The sequence below is a fragment of the Imperialibacter sp. genome, from assembly GCF_040222815.1.
Lineage (GTDB): Bacteria > Bacteroidota > Bacteroidia > Cytophagales > Cyclobacteriaceae > Imperialibacter.
In genome coordinates, this window is record NZ_JAVKCH010000015.1 from 145,766 (window position 1) to 168,587 (window position 22,822).

At 47.2% G+C, this 22,822-nt stretch carries 20 protein-coding genes; 8 read left to right on the top strand and 12 right to left on the bottom strand.

Annotated elements, in window-relative coordinates; translation table 11 throughout:
- Nucleotide 1 precedes the first annotated feature (1 nt).
- Together RIF36_RS05170 and RIF36_RS05175 are read right to left on the bottom strand one after the other, a co-directional pair.
- Nucleotides 2-970, bottom strand: a complete 969-nt coding sequence (locus RIF36_RS05170) for a YpdA family putative bacillithiol disulfide reductase (protein WP_350125955.1) — start codon at nucleotides 968-970, stop codon at nucleotides 2-4.
- A gap of 70 nt (nucleotides 971-1,040) precedes the next feature.
- Nucleotides 1,041-1,724, bottom strand: coding sequence for an SDR family NAD(P)-dependent oxidoreductase (locus RIF36_RS05175; protein ID WP_350125958.1), 684 nt, complete (start codon nucleotides 1,722-1,724; stop codon nucleotides 1,041-1,043).
- A 61-nt stretch (nucleotides 1,725-1,785) separates the two neighbouring features.
- On the opposite strand from RIF36_RS05175, the gene RIF36_RS05180 reads away from it, so the two are divergent.
- From RIF36_RS05180 to RIF36_RS05190, 3 genes are all read left to right on the top strand, one after another.
- Nucleotides 1,786-2,118: an MGMT family protein gene (locus RIF36_RS05180; RefSeq protein ID WP_350126651.1), complete on the top strand. Its 333-nt coding sequence runs from the start codon at nucleotides 1,786-1,788 to the stop codon at nucleotides 2,116-2,118.
- A 327-nt stretch (nucleotides 2,119-2,445) separates the two neighbouring features.
- Nucleotides 2,446-3,075, top strand: a complete 630-nt coding sequence (locus tag RIF36_RS05185) for a 2'-5' RNA ligase family protein (protein WP_350125961.1) — start codon at nucleotides 2,446-2,448, stop codon at nucleotides 3,073-3,075.
- Between the two features lie 187 nt (nucleotides 3,076-3,262).
- The gene (locus RIF36_RS05190; RefSeq protein WP_350125965.1) at nucleotides 3,263-3,784 is read left to right on the top strand and encodes a transposase; all 522 of its coding nucleotides are present in this window, start codon (nucleotides 3,263-3,265) and stop codon (nucleotides 3,782-3,784) included.
- Nucleotides 3,785-3,883: 99 nt separating this feature from the next.
- Here RIF36_RS05190 and RIF36_RS05195 read toward each other — a convergent pair whose 3' ends face one another.
- Complete coding sequence (locus RIF36_RS05195; RefSeq protein ID WP_350125968.1) at nucleotides 3,884-5,341, bottom strand: sodium:solute symporter; 1,458 nt, start codon at nucleotides 5,339-5,341, stop codon at nucleotides 3,884-3,886.
- A 193-nt stretch (nucleotides 5,342-5,534) separates the two neighbouring features.
- On the opposite strand from RIF36_RS05195, the gene RIF36_RS05200 reads away from it, so the two are divergent.
- Entirely contained in the window at nucleotides 5,535-5,816 is a 282-nt protein-coding gene (locus tag RIF36_RS05200) for an ATP-dependent Clp protease adaptor ClpS (RefSeq protein WP_151998179.1), read from the top strand.
- Nucleotides 5,817-5,824: 8 nt separating this feature from the next.
- Complete coding sequence (gene recR / locus RIF36_RS05205) at nucleotides 5,825-6,445, top strand: recombination mediator RecR (protein ID WP_350125971.1); 621 nt, start codon at nucleotides 5,825-5,827, stop codon at nucleotides 6,443-6,445.
- Here recR and RIF36_RS05210 read toward each other — a convergent pair.
- The gene (locus RIF36_RS05210) at nucleotides 6,435-7,502 is read right to left on the bottom strand and encodes an outer membrane beta-barrel protein (RefSeq protein ID WP_350125974.1); all 1,068 of its coding nucleotides are present in this window, start codon (nucleotides 7,500-7,502) and stop codon (nucleotides 6,435-6,437) included. The genes recR and RIF36_RS05210 overlap by 11 nt on opposite strands.
- Nucleotides 7,503-7,616: 114 nt before the next feature.
- Between RIF36_RS05210 and RIF36_RS05215 the strand changes: the two genes are divergently transcribed.
- Together RIF36_RS05215 and RIF36_RS05220 are read left to right on the top strand one after the other, a co-directional pair.
- Nucleotides 7,617-8,813: a pyridoxal phosphate-dependent aminotransferase gene (locus RIF36_RS05215; RefSeq protein ID WP_350125977.1), complete on the top strand. Its 1,197-nt coding sequence runs from the start codon at nucleotides 7,617-7,619 to the stop codon at nucleotides 8,811-8,813.
- 131 nt (nucleotides 8,814-8,944) lie between these two features.
- Nucleotides 8,945-9,955, top strand: coding sequence for a bifunctional heptose 7-phosphate kinase/heptose 1-phosphate adenyltransferase (locus RIF36_RS05220; protein ID WP_350125980.1), 1,011 nt, complete (start codon nucleotides 8,945-8,947; stop codon nucleotides 9,953-9,955).
- 62 nt (nucleotides 9,956-10,017) lie between these two features.
- Here RIF36_RS05220 and RIF36_RS05225 read toward each other — a convergent pair whose 3' ends face one another.
- The 7 genes from RIF36_RS05225 to RIF36_RS05255 all read right to left on the bottom strand — a co-directional run bounded on the left by RIF36_RS05225 (nucleotide 10,018) and on the right by RIF36_RS05255 (nucleotide 19,199).
- Nucleotides 10,018-11,262, bottom strand: a complete 1,245-nt coding sequence (locus RIF36_RS05225) for an Nramp family divalent metal transporter (RefSeq protein WP_350125983.1) — start codon at nucleotides 11,260-11,262, stop codon at nucleotides 10,018-10,020.
- An 8-nt stretch (nucleotides 11,263-11,270) separates the two neighbouring features.
- Nucleotides 11,271-12,503 carry a mandelate racemase/muconate lactonizing enzyme family protein gene (locus RIF36_RS05230; RefSeq protein WP_350125986.1) on the bottom strand — a complete coding sequence of 411 codons (1,233 nt, stop codon included), beginning with the start codon at nucleotides 12,501-12,503 and terminating at the stop codon, nucleotides 11,271-11,273.
- Nucleotides 12,504-12,676: 173 nt separating this feature from the next.
- Nucleotides 12,677-13,282, bottom strand: coding sequence for an ATPase (locus RIF36_RS05235; RefSeq protein WP_350125989.1), 606 nt, complete (start codon nucleotides 13,280-13,282; stop codon nucleotides 12,677-12,679).
- 529 nt (nucleotides 13,283-13,811) lie between these two features.
- Nucleotides 13,812-15,191, bottom strand: a complete 1,380-nt coding sequence (locus RIF36_RS05240) for a serine hydrolase (RefSeq protein WP_350125992.1) — start codon at nucleotides 15,189-15,191, stop codon at nucleotides 13,812-13,814.
- Between the two features lie 218 nt (nucleotides 15,192-15,409).
- On the bottom strand, nucleotides 15,410-15,571 hold the full coding sequence (locus RIF36_RS05245; RefSeq protein ID WP_350076123.1) for a hypothetical protein: 162 nt from the start codon (nucleotides 15,569-15,571) through the stop codon (nucleotides 15,410-15,412).
- Nucleotides 15,572-15,689: 118 nt separating this feature from the next.
- A complete protein-coding gene (locus tag RIF36_RS05250; RefSeq protein ID WP_350125995.1) occupies nucleotides 15,690-18,221 on the bottom strand; it encodes a S8 family peptidase in 2,532 nt (843 codons plus the stop codon).
- Nucleotides 18,222-19,199 carry an AAA family ATPase gene (locus RIF36_RS05255; RefSeq protein ID WP_350076118.1) on the bottom strand — a complete coding sequence of 326 codons (978 nt, stop codon included), beginning with the start codon at nucleotides 19,197-19,199 and terminating at the stop codon, nucleotides 18,222-18,224. It lies immediately after the preceding gene.
- A 389-nt stretch (nucleotides 19,200-19,588) separates the two neighbouring features.
- Here RIF36_RS05255 and RIF36_RS05260 point away from each other — a divergent pair, with 389 nt between their 5' ends.
- Nucleotides 19,589-21,421 carry a DUF5060 domain-containing protein gene (locus RIF36_RS05260; protein ID WP_350076117.1) on the top strand — a complete coding sequence of 611 codons (1,833 nt, stop codon included), beginning with the start codon at nucleotides 19,589-19,591 and terminating at the stop codon, nucleotides 21,419-21,421.
- A 117-nt stretch (nucleotides 21,422-21,538) separates the two neighbouring features.
- On the opposite strand, the gene RIF36_RS05265 is transcribed toward RIF36_RS05260, so the two are convergent.
- A complete protein-coding gene (locus RIF36_RS05265) occupies nucleotides 21,539-22,774 on the bottom strand; it encodes an arginine deiminase family protein (protein ID WP_350076116.1) in 1,236 nt (411 codons plus the stop codon).
- Between the last annotated feature and the right edge of the window lie 48 nt (nucleotides 22,775-22,822).

The window sequence follows — 22,822 nt, forward strand, 5'->3', positions numbered from 1 at the left end:
CTCAAACCACCTGCTTCTTCCCAATTTTCTCCATAATCACCTCCGCATGCACCCTCGAGTTTTCGATGAACCATTTATTGGTTTTCAGTCCCCCACAAATAACGCCTGCCAGGTAAATGCCCGGCACGTTGGCTTCCATGGTCTCTGGGTCATGCTCCGGGGTTTGAAAATCATCGGTACCAATTTCAATGTTCATGCTCTTAAGAAAGGTAAAGCTGGGTTGGTAGCCCGTCATGGCCAGCACAAAGTCGTTTTCCAGCGTCTTCATTCCCTCCGGCGTGATGATGTCGACTTCAGTTTCCCGGATGGCCACTACCTGCGACTTGAAATACGCCTTGATGGAGCCTTCCTTGATCCGGTTTTCAATGTCCGGTTTCACCCAGTATTTCACACGGTCGCCAATTACTTCATCCCGGATCACCATCGTTACTTCTTTCGCTCCTTTTCGATAGGTTTCCAGTGCCACATCCACCCCTGAGTTGGCCGCCCCAATCACCAAAACCTTCATGCCAAAATAAGGATGCGCTTCCGTATAATAATGCCGCACCTTGGGCAGCTCCTCTCCCGGCACATTCAGTAAAAATGGCAAGTCGTAAAACCCCGTGGCCAGGATCACATTGCGGGCTTCAAAAGCGGCTTTGGAGGTGGAAATGACAAAAAAATCACCCTTCTTCTCCACACTATTGACAGGCTCGTACAGCCGCACATTAAGCTTCCAGGAACTAGTGACCCGGCGGTAGTACTCAAGCGCCTCTGGTCGGGTAGGTTTGGGATTATGAGAAATGAAAGGTACCTCCCCTATTTCCAATTTGTCCGACGTGGAAAAGAAGGTCATATTGGCCGGGTAGTTATAAATAGAGTTGACCAGGCAGCCCTTGTCCACAATCACGTAACTCAGGCCTCTCTTTTGAGCCTCAATTCCACAGGCCAGACCAATGGGGCCTGCCCCTATCACAAATACATCTAACATCAGTAATATTTAAAACCTAACCTTATGCCAACCCCAAATTGGGCCAACAGGTTTCATCTGCAATGTTCAATTAGCTATCGCCATAAACTTTATACACTCCCTGCCTCAAAGCATCGCCCTCCTCTGAACAAATGAAGCCAATGGTCTTGGCAATTTTTTCAGGTTTCACCCACTTGTTGTAGTCGGCGTCGGCCATGTTCTTTCTATTGGGAGGCGTATCGATGATGCTGGGCACCACAATGCTTGAAGTGATATGTTTGCCTTTACCCGACTCGTTCAGGATGTCGGACAGATTGAACAGCAGCGACTTCGAAAGCGCATAAGGCAAGGTGTCTTTTCCGGCAGAAGCCTGAAGGGCTGGCCTGGCACCGACAAACACCAATCTGCCTCCACCTGTTTTTGCCATCGCTCGAAACGCTGGTCTGGCAGTGAAATAGGCCGTATGAAAATTCAAATGGAGCATTTTGTCAAGTTCGGCACCACCAGTGTCTTCAATATTCCCCATGGCAAATCCACCAACTAACATTATCACCGCATCGAGGCGACCATGTTTGGCTACTACTTTATCAATAGCATCTGAGGCGGCTTTTTCGTCGGTCAAGTCGGCCTCGACAAACTCGGCTTTGGTCTCGCCCACAGGCAAGCGACCTGGCACCGCAGTACCCACCACCTTGTAGCCTAAGCTTGAAAACTCATTTACAACAGCTTCGCCAAGATTTCCTCCGGCTCCTGTAATCAGCACAACTTTCTGCATAACAATTTCTGTTTTGCCTGGTCAAAATAAGATATTGCAAGATGTAATATTTGAGTCTCCTATGCCAGCAGACAAGACGTCGTTTTTCCAGGATGTGTATGAAGTAGCCCGGCTGATTCCCAAAGGCCGGGTGACCAGCTACGGCGCCATTGCTAACTATCTTGGCACCAAAGGCAGCTCCCGCATGGTGGGCTGGGCAGTCAACAGCGCTGGCATGCCCGATGATGTGCCTGCACACCGGGTGGTGAACCGGGTGGGTGTACTTTCCGGCAAACACCACTTTGGAGGTTCCAGAATGGAGGAACTACTGAAAGCTGAAGGCATCGAGGTGACAAATGACAAGATTGTAGGGTTTGAAAAGTTTTTCTGGGATCCTATGAAAGAACTAGAGTAAAGGGGGAAGCAGCAAATGGCAAAAGACAAATAACAAATAAACCCCAAACACCTGTCCCCGAAATTTAAAAAACACAACACCCCCTTCGTGACTTTGGTTGCACCTTCTCTAAGCACCAAATGACAAAGGACAAATAGCAAAGGACAAATAGCAAATAAGCTTCAAATACCAACCCCTAAAAATTCAAAACCAGGGCTCCTGCGTTTCTTGCCACCTGATGCGTCTTTTGAGTAACCATAGCTGAATACTAATTTTTATAGTAAATTATGCCAATATTTTTTGCATATCGTTTTAGTATTACTAAATTTGATAGTAAATACTACCGCTATGAAAATGTTCTATAAAGTTCAGCTTCCTGCATCACAGCCGGTGGCTTCCTATGTGCACCAATGCAAGCTGTATATCCAGCAGAGAGCTGGGAAGTTCAAGTTCATTACCTCAGACGCACATATTTCACTTTTTTCCTTTGAAGCTGATGTGGCCGACGAGCAGCAGTTAATCAAAGCATTGAGAAGGGCCAGTACTTATCTGGACACTTTTGATGTGTCGCTTAATGGCTTTTCGCACTTTCCACAAAGTCGCACGCTATTTATCAAAGTGGAGAACGCCAGGCTGTTGAAGGAAAGGAACAGACTTTTTCATGATGCCTTTCTTTCTATCACAAAAGACATGGGCATCGACATCAGTAATATGACGTTTACCGATCATCCTCATATGACAATCGGCGCCGATTTCGACAGCAAAATCTATGGCTCTTTATACAATGCTTTTGTTCAGCATCGTTATCACCAGGACTTCAAAGCCGAAAGTGCCTTACTTGTAAAGTACATTGGCAGGGGAAAAAATAAGGTGCTTTCTAAAGCGCCATTTCAAAAAGTTTCCAAACATCATCCACCTTTTAATGAAGCGCCAACCGCCTCAAATGAAAAAGGTCAAATGACATTGGAATTCAATTAGCTGTGTTAGTACCAGTGTGGGGAAGCTCACACTGGAACGCCTATTTTTTCGACGCTCGTTGCGGGTGTGAAGACACACCCTTTTGGGCTAAGTTAAGGGAGCTAGGTTCTTGGCTGTATTCGCCATCGATTGTTTCTATTTTTAACGCTTTTCGTTTTAGGGTGTGTCTTCACACCCGATCAAAAAAATGGAACTGAACAACATCTACTTTTACACCGCTACCATCAAGGATTGGAAACCCGTTCTTTCGAAAGACTCGTACAAAGAAGTGCTGATTGAAAGCCTAATGTTTTTAATACAAAACGGGAAGTTGATCGTATACGGCTTCGTTATCATGCCTAACCACTTCCATATCATTTGGGAGATGCTGGCATTGAATGGTAAAGAACTCCCCCATACTAGTTTTATGAAATTCACCAGTCACATGATTTTCAACGACATAAAAAAGGCCAATCCAAAGCTACTTTTAGATTTCAAAGTTCGTTCGGTTAGCCGCTCTCACAATATCTGGATGAGGCATTCGCTTCCGATTCACTTATACTCCGATAAATTCATCCACCAAAAGCTCACCTATATCCATAATAACCCTTTGCAGGAACATTGGCGGTTGGCAGAAAGGCCAGAAGACTATAAATACTCTTCGGCCAGGTTCTATGAAACCGGAATTGATGAGTTTGGGATACTGACCCACATTGGCGAAAGAATATGAACACTATGATCCAGTAAATCGCTGAACAGGTGGAGGTGTCGACCGGAACGGGTGTGAAGACACACCCGGAAACGGCCGCATAAGTGTGAAGACACCTCCTCACACTGGAACGTCTATTTTTCTCTTGCTGCTAATCACCCAAAGCCCCAGAAATGTCAGCAACCCATTCAAAAGCAAAATCTCAAACCCAAACTTGTATCCCCACAAAAGGCTTTCAGAGCTGATGTTGATGAGGTAAGACAACAACGGTGAGAGCACACAGATCACCGGCACATATTTGTCAGTGAGAGGCCGCTTAGTAAACAAACCAAAAGAGAACAGTCCGAGCAACGGGCCATAAGTATAGCCCGCAGCCGTGAACACTGAATTGATCACACTCGAGTCGTTGATGGCATTGAAAATAAGGATGACGAAAAAGAGCAGGAATGAAAAGCCCAGGTGAACCAGCATCCTTACCTTGCCATTGTTCTTCACTTCTTTTTTCTCAAACCCCAGAAAGTCGACACAGAAAGAGGTTGTCATGGCAGTTAGGGCCGAGTCGGCGCTGCTGTAAGCGGCAGCCACAATGCCAAGAAGGAACAACACACCAGCAAATTGATTGAAGTGTCCTAGTGCCAGCAATGGGTAAAGATTGTCGGTGCGGTCAGGAATAGGAATGCCCGTGGCTTCCGCATACATAAACAGCAGCGCACCCAGGCTCAAAAACAAAAAATTAACGATAACCAACACCACGCAAAACCAAAACATGTTTTTCTGGGCATCGCCAATATTCCGGCAGGTGAGGTTCTTTTGCATCATGTCCTGATCGAGTCCAGTCATCACAATGGCAATAAAGGCCCCCGCAAAGAACTGCTTGAAGAAGTTCTTACTACTCTGCCAATCCCATTCAAATACCCGGAAGTAGTCGCTTTTCACGACGGTCGATCCAATGTCTGCTATTCCAATACTTAGCTCGGTGCTGATCAGGTAGATGCTAACGATAACTGCCAGGATCATGAACCCGGTCTGTAAGGTATCGGTCCACACTACGGTTTTTATCCCGCCCTTAAAAGTATAGAGCCATATCAACCCGATGGTGATGAGCACACAAGCCCAAAACGGAATGCCAAACGAATCAAAAATCGCTAGCTGCAAAACACCAGCGACCAGAAACAGCCTGAAAGACGACCCAACCACCCTGCTGAGGAGAAAGAAAAAAGATCCCGTTTTGTAGGAAGCCACACCGAACCGCTGTTCAAGATAAGTGTAAATCGTAACGAGGTTGAGCTTATAATAGAGTGGCATCAACACTGTGGCGATAATCAGATAGCCGGGCAAATACCCCAATACCACCTGAAAATACGTAAACCCGCTGTTGCCCACCTCGCCTGGCACGCTGATAAAGGTGACCCCACTCAGAGAGGCTCCAATCATCCCAAAAGCCACCAAATACCAGGGAGATTCTCTGTTCCCTGTGAAAAATGTCGACGAAGTAGCGCCTCTGGAGGTAAAGTAGGAGATGACGAAGAGCAGTAAAAAGTAACTTCCAATGACTGCTAGAACAAGAGTAGGTGTCATATCGATCGGGATGTCAGTTTATTTTCCTAATTTTGCAGGATATTCGAACCAAATTAACGAACAGAACCTTACTCTGGCAAAGTAATTCATCTGGAATAATTAATTGGAATACTAAAATGGACTGCCTTCCAGAAACGTTCAAGGCGGCGACTGAGGCTGGAAGAACAACAATTCATTTAAATTACAAAAGACTATGAGTTATCAACCGCAAAAAGAAGATCTGGTTGAGGTAATGGAAGACCTTGAGTCAACCGATTTACAGGACTTAATTGTCTACAACGACGACTATAATACGTTCGATCATGTGACCAATACATTGATCAAGGTTTGCAAGCACGATAAGCTACAAGCGGAGCAATGCACCTGGATCATCCACTATAAAGGCAAGTGCGGCGTGAAAAAGGGCTCTCTTCCCGAGCTAAAGCCTATGAAAGAAGCCATCTTAGAGGCTGGCATCAACGCCGAAATTCTTTAACGGTCTGCATGGAATTTCCATCTAAACTCATTGAAGAGGCCGTAGAACAATTTTCTCAATTTCCTGGCATTGGCAAAAAGACAGCTTTGCGACTCGTGCTTTACCTGCTGAAGCAGGAAAAGGAGCAAACAACCAGCTTTACCGAGGCGCTCAATAACCTCCGTCAAAAAATTCGCTACTGCGCCGAATGTCACAACATTTCAGACACCGAAGTTTGCAGCATTTGCACCAGCCACCGCCGTGACCGCTCGCTTATCTGTGTGGTGGAAGACATCCATGATGTGCTTGCCATAGAAAACACATCCCAGTACAACGGACTTTACCATGTCCTTGGCGGCATCATCTCTCCCATGAATGGCGTGGGGCCTGATGAATTGAATATACAATCCCTGGTAGACCGAATTGCCGGAAAAGCTGGTGAAGTGCAGGAGGTAATTCTTGCATTAAGTGCCACCATGGAGGGTGATACCACCTCGTTTTACATTACCCGCAAGGTGGGCGATAAAGGAGTAAAAGTATCCACGATAGCCAGAGGCATTCCCTTTGGCGGCGAGCTGGAATACACCGACGAAATCACCCTGGGCAGAAGTATATTGACGAGGGTCAATTATGATCTACCTACTTCGTAAATCTCATTGCCAGACTGCCTACCAGCAAAAAGAAGTCATCGTGAGTCGTTGCCTCCTGGGAGAGAAAAATGGCGTTAGCATCGCTTCCGTATTTCGCCTCCACTCTGAGTTTGGCATTGTCGGCCACGTTCAACGTACCAGTCATTGAAAAGGTGCTTAAATTGAACCCTCCTCCTGACGTGTTGACCAATATTTCGTCATCGTCACGCATATTTTCTACCCGTCCGCCTATTGCCAGCTTTTCGCTAACCGTATACTCTGCAATTAGCATCGCCATCACAAAACTGCCTCTATTAGCAGATCCCACAAGCTCCTGCGCTCCATAATCGAAAGACCCCACTGCATGAAATTTTGGGTTGAACGTATACTTTATCCAGGCGTTGTGGTAATTTCTGACCTTCCTACTCCCCACAAACCCCGGCTGTTCGTTGCCGATCAGGTTGCCATAGCTAAGGGTCAGCTCGTCGGTTGGTCGGTATTGCAAATTGACTCCCACCGATTTAGCGTTGTTGGTTTCAGCAATTATCTGCCATCCATTAACAACGACGGCTGTCACATCAAGTTTATCGTTTAATGCCGCAGACAGCTTCACACCAGTTAAATAATAAGGCGTATATTCTGTACCGAGGGCCCTGGTATATATCTCATTGTCAATTGAGGCAACTCCCTCGTAGCCTGTATGAGGGGTAATAATTCCAGCATCTATCCAAATCCCTTCCTTTATTTTTACCCCAGCATTGGCCTGGTAGATCAGTCTGGTAAGGTCGTTGGGCTCTGCTGCGTAATTATACTGCACATACGTTCCAGTTTGTAAGCCAAAACTGCTTCGCACTCTCTTAGCTGAGTACTCTGCCAGCAAATAGCCCCAGTTAAGATTGAACTCATTATGTCGGGCTGCCTGAGTCACATATTGCCTTGAGTTATTCAATGGCTTGTTAAAGTCATAGGCATAGTACACATCGGCGAAGCCAGAAAACGTAAATTGCCTATCGCTATCCTGTGCATACAGTTGCGATGCCAACATAAGTGCAATAAAATAGGTTAATAGGGTCTTCATTTTTGGAAATTTCAAAAGTCCGGTCTTGATATTAGCAAAGTTCTAAAAAAATAGGGCTTCTTGGCATAAGCGATTCATAATCTTTAATTTGCGCCGCAATTACACCCGATCAACATGAGTTTCTTATCCAAAAGAGTAAATGCCCTGGCCGAATCGGCCACACTAGCCATGGCCAAAAAGGCCAGAGAGTTAAAGTCAACCGGTGTTGACATCATCAGCTTAAGCCTCGGCGAGCCTGATTTTAAAACTCCCAAACACATACAGGAGGCTGCTAAAAAGGCCATTGACGAAGAAAAATACTTTGCTTATTCACCTGTAGCCGGCTACCAGGATTTGCGGGAAGCCATTGCAGCTAAATTCAGAAACGAAAACTTGCTTGACTCCAAGCCGGAAAATATTGTAGTGTCAACGGGCGCCAAGCAGTCGATCTACAACCTGATGTCAAGCATCCTTGACCCGGGAGATGAGGTAATCATTTTTGCTCCTTACTGGGTGAGCTACTCTGATATCATTCAGCTTTGCGATGGCAAATCGGTATTGGTGTCGGGCACAATAGAAAATGGCTACAAGCCAACTGCTGCACAGCTCGAAGCAGCCATTACCCCAAAAACCAAAGCACTGCTTTATTCTTCTCCATGCAATCCTACCGGATCGGTATTCAGCAAGGAAGAGTTTGAGAGCTTCGTGAAAGTGCTGGACAAGCACCCACAAATCCTTATCCTGGCTGACGAAATCTACGAACACATCAACTATGTAGGCAAGCACATCAGCATCGGTACTTTCCCTGAAGTAAAGGATCGCACCGTAACCATCAACGGGATGGCCAAAGGCTTTGCTATGACTGGCTGGAGGATCGGGTTTATCAATGCCCCTAAAGAGGTAGCACAGGCTTGCGAAAAAATTCAAGGTCAGGTAACGAGCGGTACCAACACGATAGCACAAAGAGCAACCGTTTCCGCCCTTACTTCAAGTCTTGATGCCACCAAAGAAATGTCAGCGATCTACCGCAAGCGCAGAGACATGGTGTACGATCTGCTCAAAAGTATCCCGGGGCTAAAAGTGAATATGCCGGAAGGTGCCTTCTATTTCTTCCCGGATGTGAGCCACTACTTTGGCAAGAGCGATGGAGAAATGACCGTGAAAGATGCTGATGATTTCTGCATCTATATCCTGGCCAAAGCGCATGTAGCCCTTGTAACAGGCGGCGCTTTTGGTGCACCCAATGCAGTGCGTCTTTCATACGCAGCTTCAGAAGCGGAATTGCAAGAGGCCATTAAAAGGATAAAGACCGCTCTGGCGCTTTTGAAATAATTTGTCAGTCTGAGCTTGTCGAAGACGATTTCGGAGTGAGCTCCCATTTCGACAGGCTCAGACGGACATCACTTTTTTAAACTTTCTTTTTTTAACTCATATATTTGGGTCGTTAACCCAATCATTTGTCCATGCCCTTCTCCTCCATTCAGGAAGTTTTCAACGCTTTTGAAAATCTCAAAGTGCTCGTCATCGGTGATGTGATGATCGACTCCTACATTTATGGTAATGCTGCCCGCATCTCTCCTGAGGCGCCCGTGCCGGTCGTTAACGTCAACAAAAAAGAGAACCGTTTGGGCGGTGCTGCCAATGTGGCGCTCAATATCCAGTCGCTGGGAGCCACACCCATCCTTTGCAGCATCATTGGAGATGAGCTTGACGGCGAAACGTTTTTTGAGTTGCTAAAGGCAAGAAACATCTCCTCCCAGGGCATCATCAAAAGCAGAGAGAGGATTACGACGGTTAAAACGAGGGTACTGGCCGGCTCACAGCACATGCTCAGGGTTGACAGCGAAACCGACAAGGCCCTGACTGCTCTTGAGCAGCGAGCGCTCATGGATCACATTCGCAATCTGGCAACCGGTTGTGACGTCATCATTTTTGAGGACTACGACAAAGGTGTACTTAACCCAGCCATCATTTCGCAAACCATTAATCTGGCCAACGAGCTGGGCATCCCTACGGTGGTGGATCCAAAGAAGCGAAACTTTCTGGCCTATAGCGGTGCCTCGCTTTTCAAGCCCAACCTGCGGGAGCTGAAAGAAGGCCTGAAGCTGGAATTCGATCACCACGACCTCGATCAGCTGTCGTCAGCAGTGAACCAGCTCAATGCCCATATGCCTATCGAGAAAGCTCTCATCACCTTGTCGGACCGTGGTGTGTACCTCACCGACCACGTGCAGTCCATCCACTACCCGGCACACATCAGGCGCATAGCCGACGTATCGGGTGCAGGCGACACGGTTGTCAGCATTGCCGCACTTTGCGAAGCGCTCCATTTGTCGCTGGAGGTGCAGGCCGAGCTCAGCAATCTTGGCGGTGGATTGGTATGCCAGCATTTAGGCGTAATGCCCATCGAAAAGGAGAGCCTGCTTCAGGAAGCACTGAAAAATGAAATGATTTTGAAGTATTTGAAAGGTTAGCCCTGAGTTACCTTTAATTCTAATCTCAGCCTTGCCACCAGCCGGGCTCACGCCATGTTGCTTCAAAAGAAACCCTTCAATGCACTGAACCCAATCACTGAAATAACGCACGAAAAGACGAACGCCAGCACCAGCCCGGTATTTAGCAGCCAGCCTGCCCGGTGCTCACCCATTACCGCTTTCCTGTTGATCATGTAAATGATGCCGCCAATGACCAGCGGCAGCACAAACACATTGGCTACCTGGGTGGCTATCTGTGCCACAATGGGGTTGGCACCGAGTATCGGCACTGAAAGCCCGACCACGCAAGCCACCGCTGTTAGTCGTTTAAAAAGCTTCGACGTCAGGTCAAGTTCGCCGTTTTTATAGTCGGAAATCAATAGCGGCGCCACCATCAGAATGGGAAACACCGAGGAAAGCCCTGCACTCAATGCCCCGGTCATAAACAGCGCCACAGCAAACTTGCCTGCCACAGGCTCCAGGGTGTACACCATGTCAATCACCTTGTTGATCGTCAGCCCCTTGTAGTAGAGGGCACCCATGGCCGTAATCATGATGGCGGCACTGATAACAAACATGAACAATGCCGATGACAGAGCATCTCTTGACTGCAGAGCTGTATCCTCCCTGGCCCAGCCTTTGCCCTTCATTAGCAGCGGCCGGACGACAAAGGTAGGCGCCGCCATAGTGGTGCCCACGAAGGCAGCCACGAGGAGGTTTCCTCCCTCTCCCTTAGGAATGGAAGGGATAAAGCCCATAACTATCTCACCAGGGGTAGGCAGCACGATGAACATGGAAATGAGAAATGACACGCCCATAATGGTGACGAAAAGGATAAGAATCTTCTCAAAAAAAGAATACTTGCCCACTATCAGCAGAAAATAAAGGATAGCGAGAATGACGACGGCGATAGACAACACGGCCCAGTAACTCTCCCCAGGCAAGCCGGGCAGAAACAAGCGGGCGATCTCATAAAGTGCATTGGCCGAAAGCCCCACGATGCCCGACAGCGAATTCCACTGACCGATCACGATGCCGATAATAAGCACCACTGCCAGCACCTTGCCAAACCTCAGCTCTGTTTTGAAGCTATTCACGGCCGTTCGGCCTGTCACCACGGCATATCTTCCGTATGCCTCCATGAGCGCCCACGAAAAAATGCAGCTCAGTGACAACACCCAAAGTAGTTGGGAGCCGTACTGGCTGCCGGCTTTGGCCATGGAGGTGACACTGCCTGTGCCCACTGTGTACCCAATGCAAAAAAGTCCTGGCCCTATCGACAATAAAAAAGCAGCGATCTTCTTCATACGTTCTCTTACCAGTTGGTGAATGATCCGTCAGCTCTCCTGAAGCCTGGGTGGTTGTAGTCGCTGCCTTTGGTGATCTCGTTGATGAGTTCAACGTTTTTGGGATTGAACTCAACTCCCAGACCTGGCCTTTGAGTTGGGTAGAGTTTGCCATTTTTGAAATTCAGGTAGTCGTCGTTGAGGTAGTCTGTCTTCGTTGCGGAATTGCCAAGTATCTCTGTGAGCACAAAGCCAGAGGATGCCCCAAGCGTATGCACAATGGCGGCTGTTGAGATTGGACCGGTAAAGTGGGGAATCAAGCCGACATAATGCGTTTCGCAAATGGCGGCAATTTTCATGAACTCGGTAATGCCGCCTGTGTTGGGCAGCGTCACCCGTGAAAAATCGATCAGGTGATCTTCCACCAGCTCGTTGATGTCCCAGCGATCGCCAAACTGCTCACCCACGGCAATGGGCACATTCACTTTGGTACGTAGCGTTTCATAAATGCCAGGATTTTCGGAGCGCACCAGGTCCTCCACAAACAGCGGCCGAAGTGGCTCTATCATATTGCAGACAGTGACTGCCTCGGCGGTGTCGAAACGGGTATGCAGGTCGATGCACCACTGCCCGTCTTCCCCTACGCCCTCCCGTACCTGCTCACAATGTTTGCGGTAGTTGTTCAGCCATTTGTGCACGTCAAAAACGTCTCTTGACCCCACTCCCCCATCGGTGCGGAAAGCATAAAAGCCAGCTTCCATGCAAGCTTTTGCCGTTTCCTTCACCGACCCCTGGCCGGGAAAACCGGTGGAATAGCAAGGAATATAGTCCCTCGTGAGGCCGCCAAGCAATTCATACACTGGCACATTCAACGCTTTGCCTTTGATGTCCCACAGAGCCATATCGAGCGCACCCATGGCGTGAAGCCGCTCACGACCCGAGGGATAGAAATAGCCCCTGTTGACTTTCTGCCACAGGTGCTCAATACGGAACGGGTCTTCACCAATCAGCATTTCGGCCACGTTCTGGATCATCTCTTTGGAGCCGCCCTCTCCTACACCCATGATGCCGCCATTGGTCTCTACCACCACAATGTCCCGCATCTGAGCAAAGGCCGGTTTGGTATAATCGGGGTCACGGTAGTGTCGGATTTTTGTGATTTTGAGGTCGGATTGGGTATGGGCGTTCAAAAATGGGAGCCCGATGGCGAGGCCGCTGGCCGTCAACAGGCTTTTTTTGACAAAGTCTCTCCGGGTGGTCATGTGTAGGTAGTTTAAGTGGTATTTACAATAGTCGACTGACTTAAGGCGGTTGTGCCAAATATCAGGTATCGGAAATTAGTAAAAGATGGGGAGAAAGCGTGACTTGGCCTACCTCAATTGAGATGAAAGGTCTTTGGGTGGGCAAAAAGAATAAAATCGCAAAGGCACCGTTGCTATTTTGCCTTGATCAAGGCATAAATATCTGGCAGGCGGTGTTTAAAATAGTCGGGGATTTTCTCGGTCATAGGTACAACCTCTCCGCTTTCAATCTGCAATAGATTTGTATAAAGTTCGTTTTGGGCTGAGTTGTCTACAAATAGACAGTTGTCGAAAGCTCCAAAATACAGATTAAGATTTCTATACCCGGCTTTCCACTTTAAATCTATTGTTTCGTTGTCAACAAAGTGTCCTTTGAATTCAGTTCGAACTCGAACCCTGTGCCTTGCTATTTCCTGATTCTCAAGACAAAAGAATATCAAATTCGCTTTGTATCCCTTTTCTTTAAACATTTGAACCCAATAAATCGGGTGTGTGTCAAAATTCGTTTCATAGCAAAAATCCAACTTGGCAGACAACGCTTTTTCAATCGAAGACTCGAATTCTTTTGTAGTTTGATCCCTGGCGAATTTCTCTCGTAACTCACTATCTGGCAGGCTGTAGTAGGCTTCCAGAAATTGCTTATCGTAGTCAAAAGCGATCAGCCCTTGAGGCAAAAATGAAGATGCAAACGTCGATTTCCCCGCTCCGTTACATCCAGCAATGACCGTTAACTCAGGCATTTGATTTAATAGCCTGAGTCAGCTCTGGACTTAATTTTCCCTCCCTTTTCCGAATCTGAAAAAGCTCCTCCCTGGGAATAACCTGGCTATTCAGAATAATCCTCGCTTTGCTCATTTGTTGAGCAACTTCAACCCCATTAAATAGCTTTTCCTTACTCATGGTACGAAAATACGAAAATCCACCCACTCCGCAGATTGAATCCTAACAAATTAAAATGGCCAGCATGGAAAACGCTCAAACGAAACTCTCTCAGAAAGCTGGTTAAACGCAGTGGAAACATTTCCCACAACTCCCTCTTTATCAGACTCCTGCACTACTGCAGCAGCCTTGCTCAACCTGAGCAAACTTAAAACAGACTTGCGGGAGACTTGCTCAGCTTGAGCAAACGTGATGCAGTATTGCGGCGACCTTGCTCAACTTGAGCAAACGTAAAACAAATCTGCAGGAGATACTTTTATATTCAATACAAATGGACGCTTGCTTTAGCGGAGGAATTCAGGCTACTGTGGCACCCCTACCCATACCACCTCACTCAATCTTCCTGGCTACTCCACCGCCGCCGCCTTGAAACAGCGTTAAGCTCTCTATCACTCCATTATCGGCCTGAAACGATATCTTAGCCCTCACCTCAGGCTGGAAAAAAACTGTGTCATTTTCGGCGTAAATCTCAAAGCGTTCCTCGGCGGTAGGCTGCCCATAGAGCTGCCCGCCTTCTCTCGTGATGGTGATCATGAAGCCGGGCTGTAGCTCATATACGCCCACGTATTGCTCCAGCACCGACTCTGGCACCTCCACCGCATCGCTCTTAAAGTACTGCGCTGCCAGCTCCGATCCGGAATCGAGCAGGTTGAAGCCGATGTCGTCGGCGCCGGTGCTGGAGTTGGTCAGCACCACCACCCCTTTGCCAGTTTCCTTCACAAACCCGGCAAAGGTTCTGTAACCTCCTGTACCGCCATTGTGCCAGATCACGTCTCCTTCCCTGCCATTCTTAATATGCCAGCCCATGCCCACCTGCATACCGCCGGCCTTGTCATGCCGCATCGTATGCGACATATCCATGGCTGCCCGCAAGGGAGTATCCACATAGCCCAGGTTGGCCGAAATGAATTTGGCCATGTCCGAGGTGGAACTCCTGATGGCTCCTGCACCTGCCAGCGTAGGAATATCCCAATTCTCCACCACATAGGGGCCGGTATGCCCCAGCGCCAGGTTTTGTTTCATTGTTTCGGTGAAGGCAATTCTTGTATCGTTCATTCCCAGCGGATCAGCAATGGTTGCCACCATCAGCGCCTCATAAGTTGTGTTCTTGTTTTGAGCCAGCAGGTGCCCCAATAAGCCCTGGGCCAGATTGGAGTATTCATATTCGGAGCCAACCGCTCTGCTTGGCTGGTAGTTAGAAATGAACTCATACATCTGTTGGACAGTGTAGTCAGCATAGGGATTATTGGGATTGGCTGGGGCAAAATTGGTGGGCATTCTTGGGATGCCCGACGTATGGTCGGTGAGGTTGCCAAAGGTGATGGGCGCATCGCCCATTACGGGCACCTGCACGGTGTCCGGGAGGTAGTCGTTAATTTCGTCCTCCAGCTTCACCTCGCCACCCAGCACCTGCTGCGCCAGCAGAATAGCCGTAAACACCTTGGAAATAGACCCTATTTCGTAAATGGTGTTTTCGTCGACCGGTTTACCATCCAGCGTCGTTTTACCAAAATTGTAATACTTCACTCCCGACGAGTCGATAACTGCCAGGGCCATGCTGGGCATTTGTCCGTTCTGAATGCGTTTTTCAATAGTGGCTACTACTTCGGGCGGCAAACCATCTGTGGTCGCCTTGTTTGATTTGTCGGTGCACTGGTAGCTAACAACGCCAACAAGAAGAAGGGCGAAAACAATTCTGAGCTGCTTCATAAAGGTGGATAGGTTTAGGTAATGGAGATGAAAAAGCAAGCGCCCGGGTTGCTTGCGGGTATTTGCTAGAACCGGGTGTTAATTAAAGATAGGAGTTTTTGTGGTTTTTGGTGGCAGAGGAATAGGCTTTTTCAACGGGGAGATCAGCACAGACGGACGCTTACGTTATTGGCAGCTTTTCGATGTCGAAAACACTTGCCTTGTAGAACTCTGCCGACCTACCAGGCATTTACTTTTTTCCCATCAGTCCGTTTTGCTTTTGCTGATCTCGCTTTCTTACGATTTTCTATGACGTCGCTTATTAGTTTTTCCTCTTCTTTTGTCAAAGGCTCCAACCCTCCGATAAAATCCACATCCAATTCTTTTCTTTTTCTTGTCATCTCTCAATGTCTTTAAAGTACCTGGCTATAAGTAGTAGTGCGGCTACCGAATTGGCTGTTCTGGAATAAATCACCATTGATGATTAGCACCAGCGGAAGCTTACTCTAGTTTGGGGTATCAAGTTAAACCAATTGGCACAACCGTCTGAACTATGTTAAACACAGGTGTATAAAGGTCAACTTCTTGTTCAGGTGTTTCAATTGTGATAATAAGGCTATAACGAACCATTGATTCAATTTTCCCAAGTTGTTTTCTTGTTCTATACCAACCATTTTTAGGATAAACAGCCAAAATATTTCTTCTGGACATCTCCACTCCAGATATTGTAATAAAGTCCTTCTTTATTGATCCTTTGCTTCTGACTCGTTCCTTCAAAGTCCATGGCTCGGAAGATCTATTAATTGTATCATCATCATGTTCTTCTGTTCCTGAAGATGCAGCAGATATTCTTCTTTTAAATTCGTTAAGTTGCTCTAAAGGCTTAATAAGTTTGAAATCAAGTTCGTGAGAGTGATACCGAAAATTTGAAGCATATTGACGATTACCTGGATTAGGTTCTATGTAATAGGATAAGGTAACTTTTATTGTTGAATCTCTATCTCCAATTTCGTCTCTCAGAACATCCACAGGCCAAGGAAGCTCATACAAATGGTATTCATTGTATCGTGGCTGAGATTTTTCTAACCTATATGGTTGAATAGAACGCTGTGAAACAAGTGTAAGGGAGTTGTTCGCACTATTCTTTGCCTGTTCTAATATGGGAACACCATAACCTACAGATCGTAATAGAGCCCTTCTATCTGTTTCCAAATTCAGGTTACGGCTCTGTAACATAGCATCCGTCCATTCTGCTGAATGCACCATTAACCCTCTAATTGTTTCAGGCCAGTAATCAGGATATTCTGTTTTCAGTTCGGCAGCCATTTTTGAAGCTAAGGCAACAGATGCACTTGTGTCTCCGAAAGTTTGAAAGATGTTTATTCGGTGATCCTTATGGGTGGTTAATAATTGAAGAGTGTCTTTATGGTCAACTACATTTTCCCTATGAGCCAAATTCCCCCCCTCCATCACAATGTCCGGTTTATTTGGCCACTGAGTTTCCCAAGTTCCTGAAGTTGAATTGGAAGGTGCCATTTCACCATTAACTGCTAAAGGATTCCATCCAGGCCATTGCTGAGCATTTATCCGGTCTTTTCGTGTATAGCTCCCTACTGTTAGCGCATTGTATGCTTGTCCAGGGTCTTGAACTGACTCATAAAAGTTCTTATCTGGAAATTCTTCTGCGCTTTCAATTCTTACGTTACCGCCACTCACTAAAATTAATTGTGGTTCGTTAGGGTCGAGAATACTGCCAAATGCAATTTTGTCAACCGAAGTAGAACTTGATGAAGGTCTGCCACGAAATCCGAAATCTTTGTTGGTTACTGATAAACAAAAAATGCGGGGATGGTTTGGATTATCGACAATTGGAGTAGCGCAGGCATATTCGTAAATCGCACCATACATTTCCGGATCATTAGGAGATTGAGGATGATAAATCTTAAAGGATTCAAGCCCATGATAGAGTTGGGTAGTTCCATTATCAGCCAGTGCCTGAGTTAAATCTCCATATAATACTAGACCGGCCATGCCCGTGCCATGACCGCCCCCAGGTACACTATCAAATTTGCCCCAATCCTCAATCCATGTATATAATCTTTCGTCAGGCAATAAAGGATTTATCAGAGGATGTTGGTTAGATACCCCACTATCCAATAGACAAACAAGAACAGAGTTTTCGTCGAAACGATTTTCTGTTCTTTCGACCAAGTCTTGTAACCATAGTTCTTTTTCGGCAATCGAAATATCCTCGTGAGTAATAAAATCAGATAATTCCTGCGGATGTCGTAACTCGGCAAGATTATCAAGGAGCATTAAAGAATTTGATAATTGGTTAGCCGAGGCTCTAACAAGTCGCACAAAATGCTCTGGAAAATCTAATTGCAGTTGGCCAATCTGTGCTTCTGATTGCTCAAGATTGGTTATGACTTTGTTTATTCTGTCACCGTCATTATCCGTTTTCCTAAACCAAACTTCCCACCAAACTATTTCATTTTCACTAGGGAAAGAAATTTCTGGTTCGTCAGACCAAAAAGCTTCAAGGGTGGCTAATTTGATGTTTGCAATGTTAGCGATTAACTGATTTGCTTTCGGTGCACCAGATTTAGTGTCCTTTTCTGGATTCAAGTATTCTTCAACACGTTTTATGAAATGGCTGATGCCTCCTTTTGTTAACATGAGGGCTACATGGTAGCGGTATTGATTCTCTTGTTCAGGATGTTGTTCCTGTTTAATATTGACTATTTGATAGGTTGGCCGATCTGTATTTTGATGTAGCTGATCAAATTTTAACGGGTAGCCCCACTCTGAGATGAATGTCACGTAAATCGCATCATCTCGAATAATATTTTCTGGCAGTTCGGTGTCTTCGGCTAATTGTAATTGCTGGCGCACAGCTTGAAGTTTGCGCAATATTCTGTTCCCATGTTCCGAACGATTACGTTGGCTAGTTGGGAAATCTACTTTTATTTTGGCAGGATACTTATATTGTTGACCGGAGGCATATTCTTCGATTCTCCCAATGTGTGGTTTGTCGAAATTATCTGCCATTTATGATTTACGTTTCTTAAGGGCAATAATTAATTCCGCTTTTTTAAGCTTATTATCTCCATGAAGAATCATCTCTTTAATTGTTTCTTCACAGGCTCTAACAATATCCGAATAATTCAGTCCTTCCGACTCTTTAGCCAGTATCTGGTAATTAATTCTCTCATTGAATTTGAATCCGAAAAGGTTTTTCTTAATGGTATCTATAATTTCACTTCTGGTAGGTAGAGGATATGTGATAATATCATCGAACCTTCTAAACAAAGCCTGATCCAAAGCCTCTGGCATATTCGTAGCGGCAATAATAACGCTGTTGCTTTGATCTTTTTCGATATTTATTAAGAAGCTATTTAGGACACGTTTGATTTCTCCAACATCTTGTCCTTGGTTTCGGTGCGAACCGATTGAATCGAATTCGTCAAATAAATACACACCTCTATGGTCAGGCATTGCATCAAATATCAAACGCAGCTTGGCAATTGATTCACCCATAAATTTAGAAATCAAACCATCCAAACGAACAATGAAAACAGGGATTCCCAATTCTCCGGCAATTGCTTGTGCGGTCATGGTTTTTCCACATCCTGGAGGACCTTGAAGTAAAAGTTTTCTTCTTGGCATGAGGTTGTGTTGCCTGAGCATTTCCCATTTCTGCTGTTCATTAACCAATTTCAGCAAAGCTTCTTTTACTGACGGGGCAAGAACCATATCGCTTAGCTTGATCTTTGGTTGAAATATTTCAATCAACTCATGAAGATCTCGCTTTGACTGATTTATCGGAATCGTCTTACTACGGTCGAGAAAAGAAAGTGAACGGTTTTTTCTTGCTCTTTCGATCATCGACTTAAGCTCCTGAGCAAATGTTGTATGTCCTTTACGTGCCTCGGATGCAGCAATTTGCATAGCAGAAGCAAAAAAACGGTCTTCGTCACCGTCACCGAATGATTTAATTAAACTTTTTATTTGATCTGCTGCTGCCATTTTTCAAAGTTACTCATTGGGGCCAAGTCCTAAAATAGCTTGACACAAAAAGTATCAAAGAGCTCAATCGCTTCTGCCAACGATTCACACCGCTACCCACTCTATTTTTTTTTGGAAACCCGATCAGAAGTACTACAATGCTCGACGGCTATTAAATATAATGTCCAGATGTGGTTATTGATCCTACCCGCCCCCTTTTCTCGATCAATATAGCATATTTTCTATTCTACGAAAATCTTTGTTCCTGCCCACAACCAAATGATAACCCTAGCAAGCGGCGCTCTATTACGAAGTCGAGCAAGGCTAGCAACACCGCCAAGTACCCTACAGCTATGCCTTCTTCCCAATTTATCGTAAGTTCAACCCATTAAACATACCTAATGCCTACTATGCACAAACTTTCCGCTTCTCTGCTATCAGCAACGCTCGTTTTAGCGCTGCTTTCTAGTTGCACACAAAAAGAACCCCTGCAAGCCACCAAATGGGACAAAGTCACCCTCAGTTTCGCTGGGCCTGAAACAGCCGAAGACGCTGCTGACAATCCCTTCACCGACTACCGGCTGAACGTGGTCTTTTCCAAAGGGCTGAAGAAGATGCTGGTGCCGGGCTACTATGCGGCCGATGGCAACGCTGGTGAAAGCAGCGCCACGGCTGGCAACGTGTGGAAGGTGCATTTCCGTCCTGATGAAGAAGGCGAATGGACTTATCAGGTTTCCTTTCGCAAGGGTGCCAATATAGCCGTGGATGATGATCCACAGGCGGGCGAACCGGTCGCCTTTGATGGTGAGGAAGGCAAACTCATCGTGTCGGCAGGCAACTACCAGTTGCCCGACCTCAGAGCAAAGGGACGGCTGGCCTACGTGCGGGAACGCTACCTGCAATTTCAGGAAACTGGCGAATTCTTCCTCAAAGGCGGTGCCGACAGCCCGGAAGACCTGCTCGGCTATGCCGACTTCGATGGCACCCATAAAGAGACCGAAGGCGAAAACAGATCAGGTGAAGCAGAGAACAAGGCCGTACTGCACAGCTATGCTCCCCATGCGGCTGACTGGCAAACCGGCGACCCTACCTGGCAGGGGGGCAAAGGCAAAAACCTTATTGGCGGCATCAACTACCTGGCCAGCAAAGGCATGAATTCCATCTACTTCCTCACCATGAACATTGGTGGCGACGGCAAAGATGTATGGCCCTACACCGGCTACGACGAGCGCAGCCGCTTCGATTGCAGCAAGCTCGACCAGTGGGAGGTGGTGTTCGACCACATGGAGCGCAAAGGCATCATGCTGCACATAGTAACACAGGAAACCGAAAACGAAAAGCTGCTCGACGATGGTGACACCGGGCCCCAGCGAAAGCTTTACTACCGGGAGCTGATTGCCCGCTTTGGTCACCACCTGGCTGTGACCTGGAACATGGGCGAGGAAAATGGCCCGGCCAGCTTCAGCCCCAACGGCCAAACCACCGAGCAGCAAAAAGCCATGACCGACTACTTCAAAACCCACGACCCCTACCAAAACTACGTGGTCATTCATACACACTCCCACAAAGAGCTGCGCCACGAAATGTTTGACAGGCTGCTGGGCCACCCGAGCCTCGACGGCCCATCGATCCAGATCGGGTACATAGGCGATGCTCATGAGGACACAAAACGATGGGTAGAAAAGTCAGCCGAAGCTGGTCACCCCTGGGTCGTGAATATCGACGAAATAGGCCCTGCCAACCGTGGGCTGGATCCCGACGACAGGGAAGACAATAACCAGGACACCGTGCGGGTGTCGGTGCTGTGGGGCAACCTGATGGCCGGCGGCAGTGGCGCAGAGTGGTACTTCGGGTACCTCAACCACAACAACGACCTGGGCTGCGAAGACTGGCGCTCAAGAGACCGCATGTGGGACTACACCAAAGTAGCGCTCGACTTTTTCCAGGGTCACTTGCCGTTTGCCGAGATGGAAAGCCACGACGAATTGTCGGGAGAAAACACCTACTGCCTGGCCAAGCCGGGAGAAGTATATGCGGTGTTTTTGCCACTAGGGGGAGAAGCCTCTATCGACCTGACCGGAGCTGAAGGAAGCTATTCCGTGAGCTGGTATAACCCAAGAACTGGGGGCGAGCCACAGCAAACCGAAGTAACGACAGTAGAGGGCGGCGAGGTGCGTTCGCTTGGAAACCCGCCTTCAGAGTCGGAAAAGGACTGGGCGGTGTTGGTGAAAGCTGGTGGGTGAGGACACCCTGTTGAGCGGACTGGTGGGTGAAGACACCCACCGGAACGGTTCGGGCTGGCGGGTGAGGACACCCTGCCGGGCTGGCGGGTGAGGACACCTGCCGGAACGGCCATCCCACTAACCCCGCTCTATCGGAAAAGTGAGGCAATGCGGGCCACCGCTGCCACGACTTAGCTCACCTGCTGGAATGGTGATGATGGTGTTTTGAATCTTGTCTTTGTCAATCTTGCCTTCGGCGGCCTGCTGCAGAAATTGCTCAGCAGGAATCACAGTATAGCCCAGTTGCTGGAAGCCTTCGATGGTTTTGGTGTTCCTCCGGTAGGTGATTGTCACCCCTGGCTTTACGGCCACAAAATTGCAGGCACTGCTCCATTGCTCCCGCTGGTCGAAGGGATGCTCCCCATTGCCGCACGACACAAACCTGGCTTCAGCATCTTCGGCTAGTATCAAATCCTTTATGGTATCAAACCGCCGGGAGGTGTTTCCCTGCAAGTCGAAGCTTTCGATACTAATTTGAGTAGGATCCTGCAGCACATGCTCATACAGCACGTAATCGTGGTCATTTACCTTCGAAAAAATAGTGTCGATATGCATACAATATTCTTCCTTGGGAATATCTACAATGGTAAACTTCTCCACCACCTTGTGCTCACGTAGCTGCTCCCTTATTCTCCAGAGCGCCACCATGTTTGTTCTCTCGCTGCACCCAATGAGCAAATGCGATGGACTTAAATGAATAATGTCGCCCCCCTCAATTGTCTCCGCTCTGTTGGAAAGTGTCGTAGCCAGGTGATCCGACGAAGTACACAAGTCGAGGTATTTGTACCCTTCTTTGGTAAAGACCGGGTGATGATGGGTAATAAACCAGGTGAGAATGTTCTCTCTTTTCCGGGGCATTTTTTCAGCCTGACAGGTAATCACATAATTGTTCACCACCGCTCCAATGTCCCGGGTAAAAATAAGGTTGGGCACCGGATTGAGCAAAACACTGCCGCCCGTTTTGTAGCCACTAATAAGTCCCTTGGCCAGGTTTTCCGCTGATAACTGCCGCATTGCCAACTGCGTGTCGGGCGGCAGACTCTCCAGCTTAAACACCTCATCGAGCAATTGTGACCTTAGCTTCGCATCGGTCAAAATATCTGTCAACAGGTCTGTGAACTCCAGCACATTTTCTTTCCCTGCAAAAAACGAAAGCACGCCGGTAAGCAGGCTGTGCTCCTCCTGCATTTTGGGTAAGAAAACAATGTCATCATACAAGAGCTCAGCCTTGTTGAACGGAGTTACCCATTCTATTCCCTGATCAGGGCGATGGACTATTACCTTTCTTAGTATGTCAATATCTGAAGTAACCATAGGGTTGATCTGCCGTTAGGTATTCGTCGAAAACAATTATATTCGGAA

Coding starts and splice junctions, on each gene's coding strand:
- RIF36_RS05170 (WP_350125955.1), bottom strand. CDS start 970: ATGTTAGATGTATTTGTGATAGGGGCAGGCCCCATTGGTCTGGCCTGT.
- RIF36_RS05175 (WP_350125958.1), bottom strand. CDS start 1,724: ATGCAGAAAGTTGTGCTGATTACAGGAGCCGGAGGAAATCTTGGCGAA.
- RIF36_RS05180 (WP_350126651.1), top strand. CDS start 1,786: ATGCCAGCAGACAAGACGTCGTTTTTCCAGGATGTGTATGAAGTAGCC.
- RIF36_RS05185 (WP_350125961.1), top strand. CDS start 2,446: ATGAAAATGTTCTATAAAGTTCAGCTTCCTGCATCACAGCCGGTGGCT.
- RIF36_RS05190 (WP_350125965.1), top strand. CDS start 3,263: ATGGAACTGAACAACATCTACTTTTACACCGCTACCATCAAGGATTGG.
- RIF36_RS05195 (WP_350125968.1), bottom strand. CDS start 5,341: ATGACACCTACTCTTGTTCTAGCAGTCATTGGAAGTTACTTTTTACTG.
- RIF36_RS05200 (WP_151998179.1), top strand. CDS start 5,535: ATGAGTTATCAACCGCAAAAAGAAGATCTGGTTGAGGTAATGGAAGAC.
- recR (WP_350125971.1), top strand. CDS start 5,825: ATGGAATTTCCATCTAAACTCATTGAAGAGGCCGTAGAACAATTTTCT.
- RIF36_RS05210 (WP_350125974.1), bottom strand. CDS start 7,502: ATGAAGACCCTATTAACCTATTTTATTGCACTTATGTTGGCATCGCAA.
- RIF36_RS05215 (WP_350125977.1), top strand. CDS start 7,617: ATGAGTTTCTTATCCAAAAGAGTAAATGCCCTGGCCGAATCGGCCACA.
- RIF36_RS05220 (WP_350125980.1), top strand. CDS start 8,945: ATGCCCTTCTCCTCCATTCAGGAAGTTTTCAACGCTTTTGAAAATCTC.
- RIF36_RS05225 (WP_350125983.1), bottom strand. CDS start 11,262: ATGAAGAAGATCGCTGCTTTTTTATTGTCGATAGGGCCAGGACTTTTT.
- RIF36_RS05230 (WP_350125986.1), bottom strand. CDS start 12,503: ATGACCACCCGGAGAGACTTTGTCAAAAAAAGCCTGTTGACGGCCAGC.
- RIF36_RS05235 (WP_350125989.1), bottom strand. CDS start 13,282: ATGCCTGAGTTAACGGTCATTGCTGGATGTAACGGAGCGGGGAAATCG.
- RIF36_RS05240 (WP_350125992.1), bottom strand. CDS start 15,191: ATGAAGCAGCTCAGAATTGTTTTCGCCCTTCTTCTTGTTGGCGTTGTT.
- RIF36_RS05245 (WP_350076123.1), bottom strand. CDS start 15,571: ATGACAAGAAAAAGAAAAGAATTGGATGTGGATTTTATCGGAGGGTTG.
- RIF36_RS05250 (WP_350125995.1), bottom strand. CDS start 18,221: ATGGCAGATAATTTCGACAAACCACACATTGGGAGAATCGAAGAATAT.
- RIF36_RS05255 (WP_350076118.1), bottom strand. CDS start 19,199: ATGGCAGCAGCAGATCAAATAAAAAGTTTAATTAAATCATTCGGTGAC.
- RIF36_RS05260 (WP_350076117.1), top strand. CDS start 19,589: ATGCACAAACTTTCCGCTTCTCTGCTATCAGCAACGCTCGTTTTAGCG.
- RIF36_RS05265 (WP_350076116.1), bottom strand. CDS start 22,774: ATGGTTACTTCAGATATTGACATACTAAGAAAGGTAATAGTCCATCGC.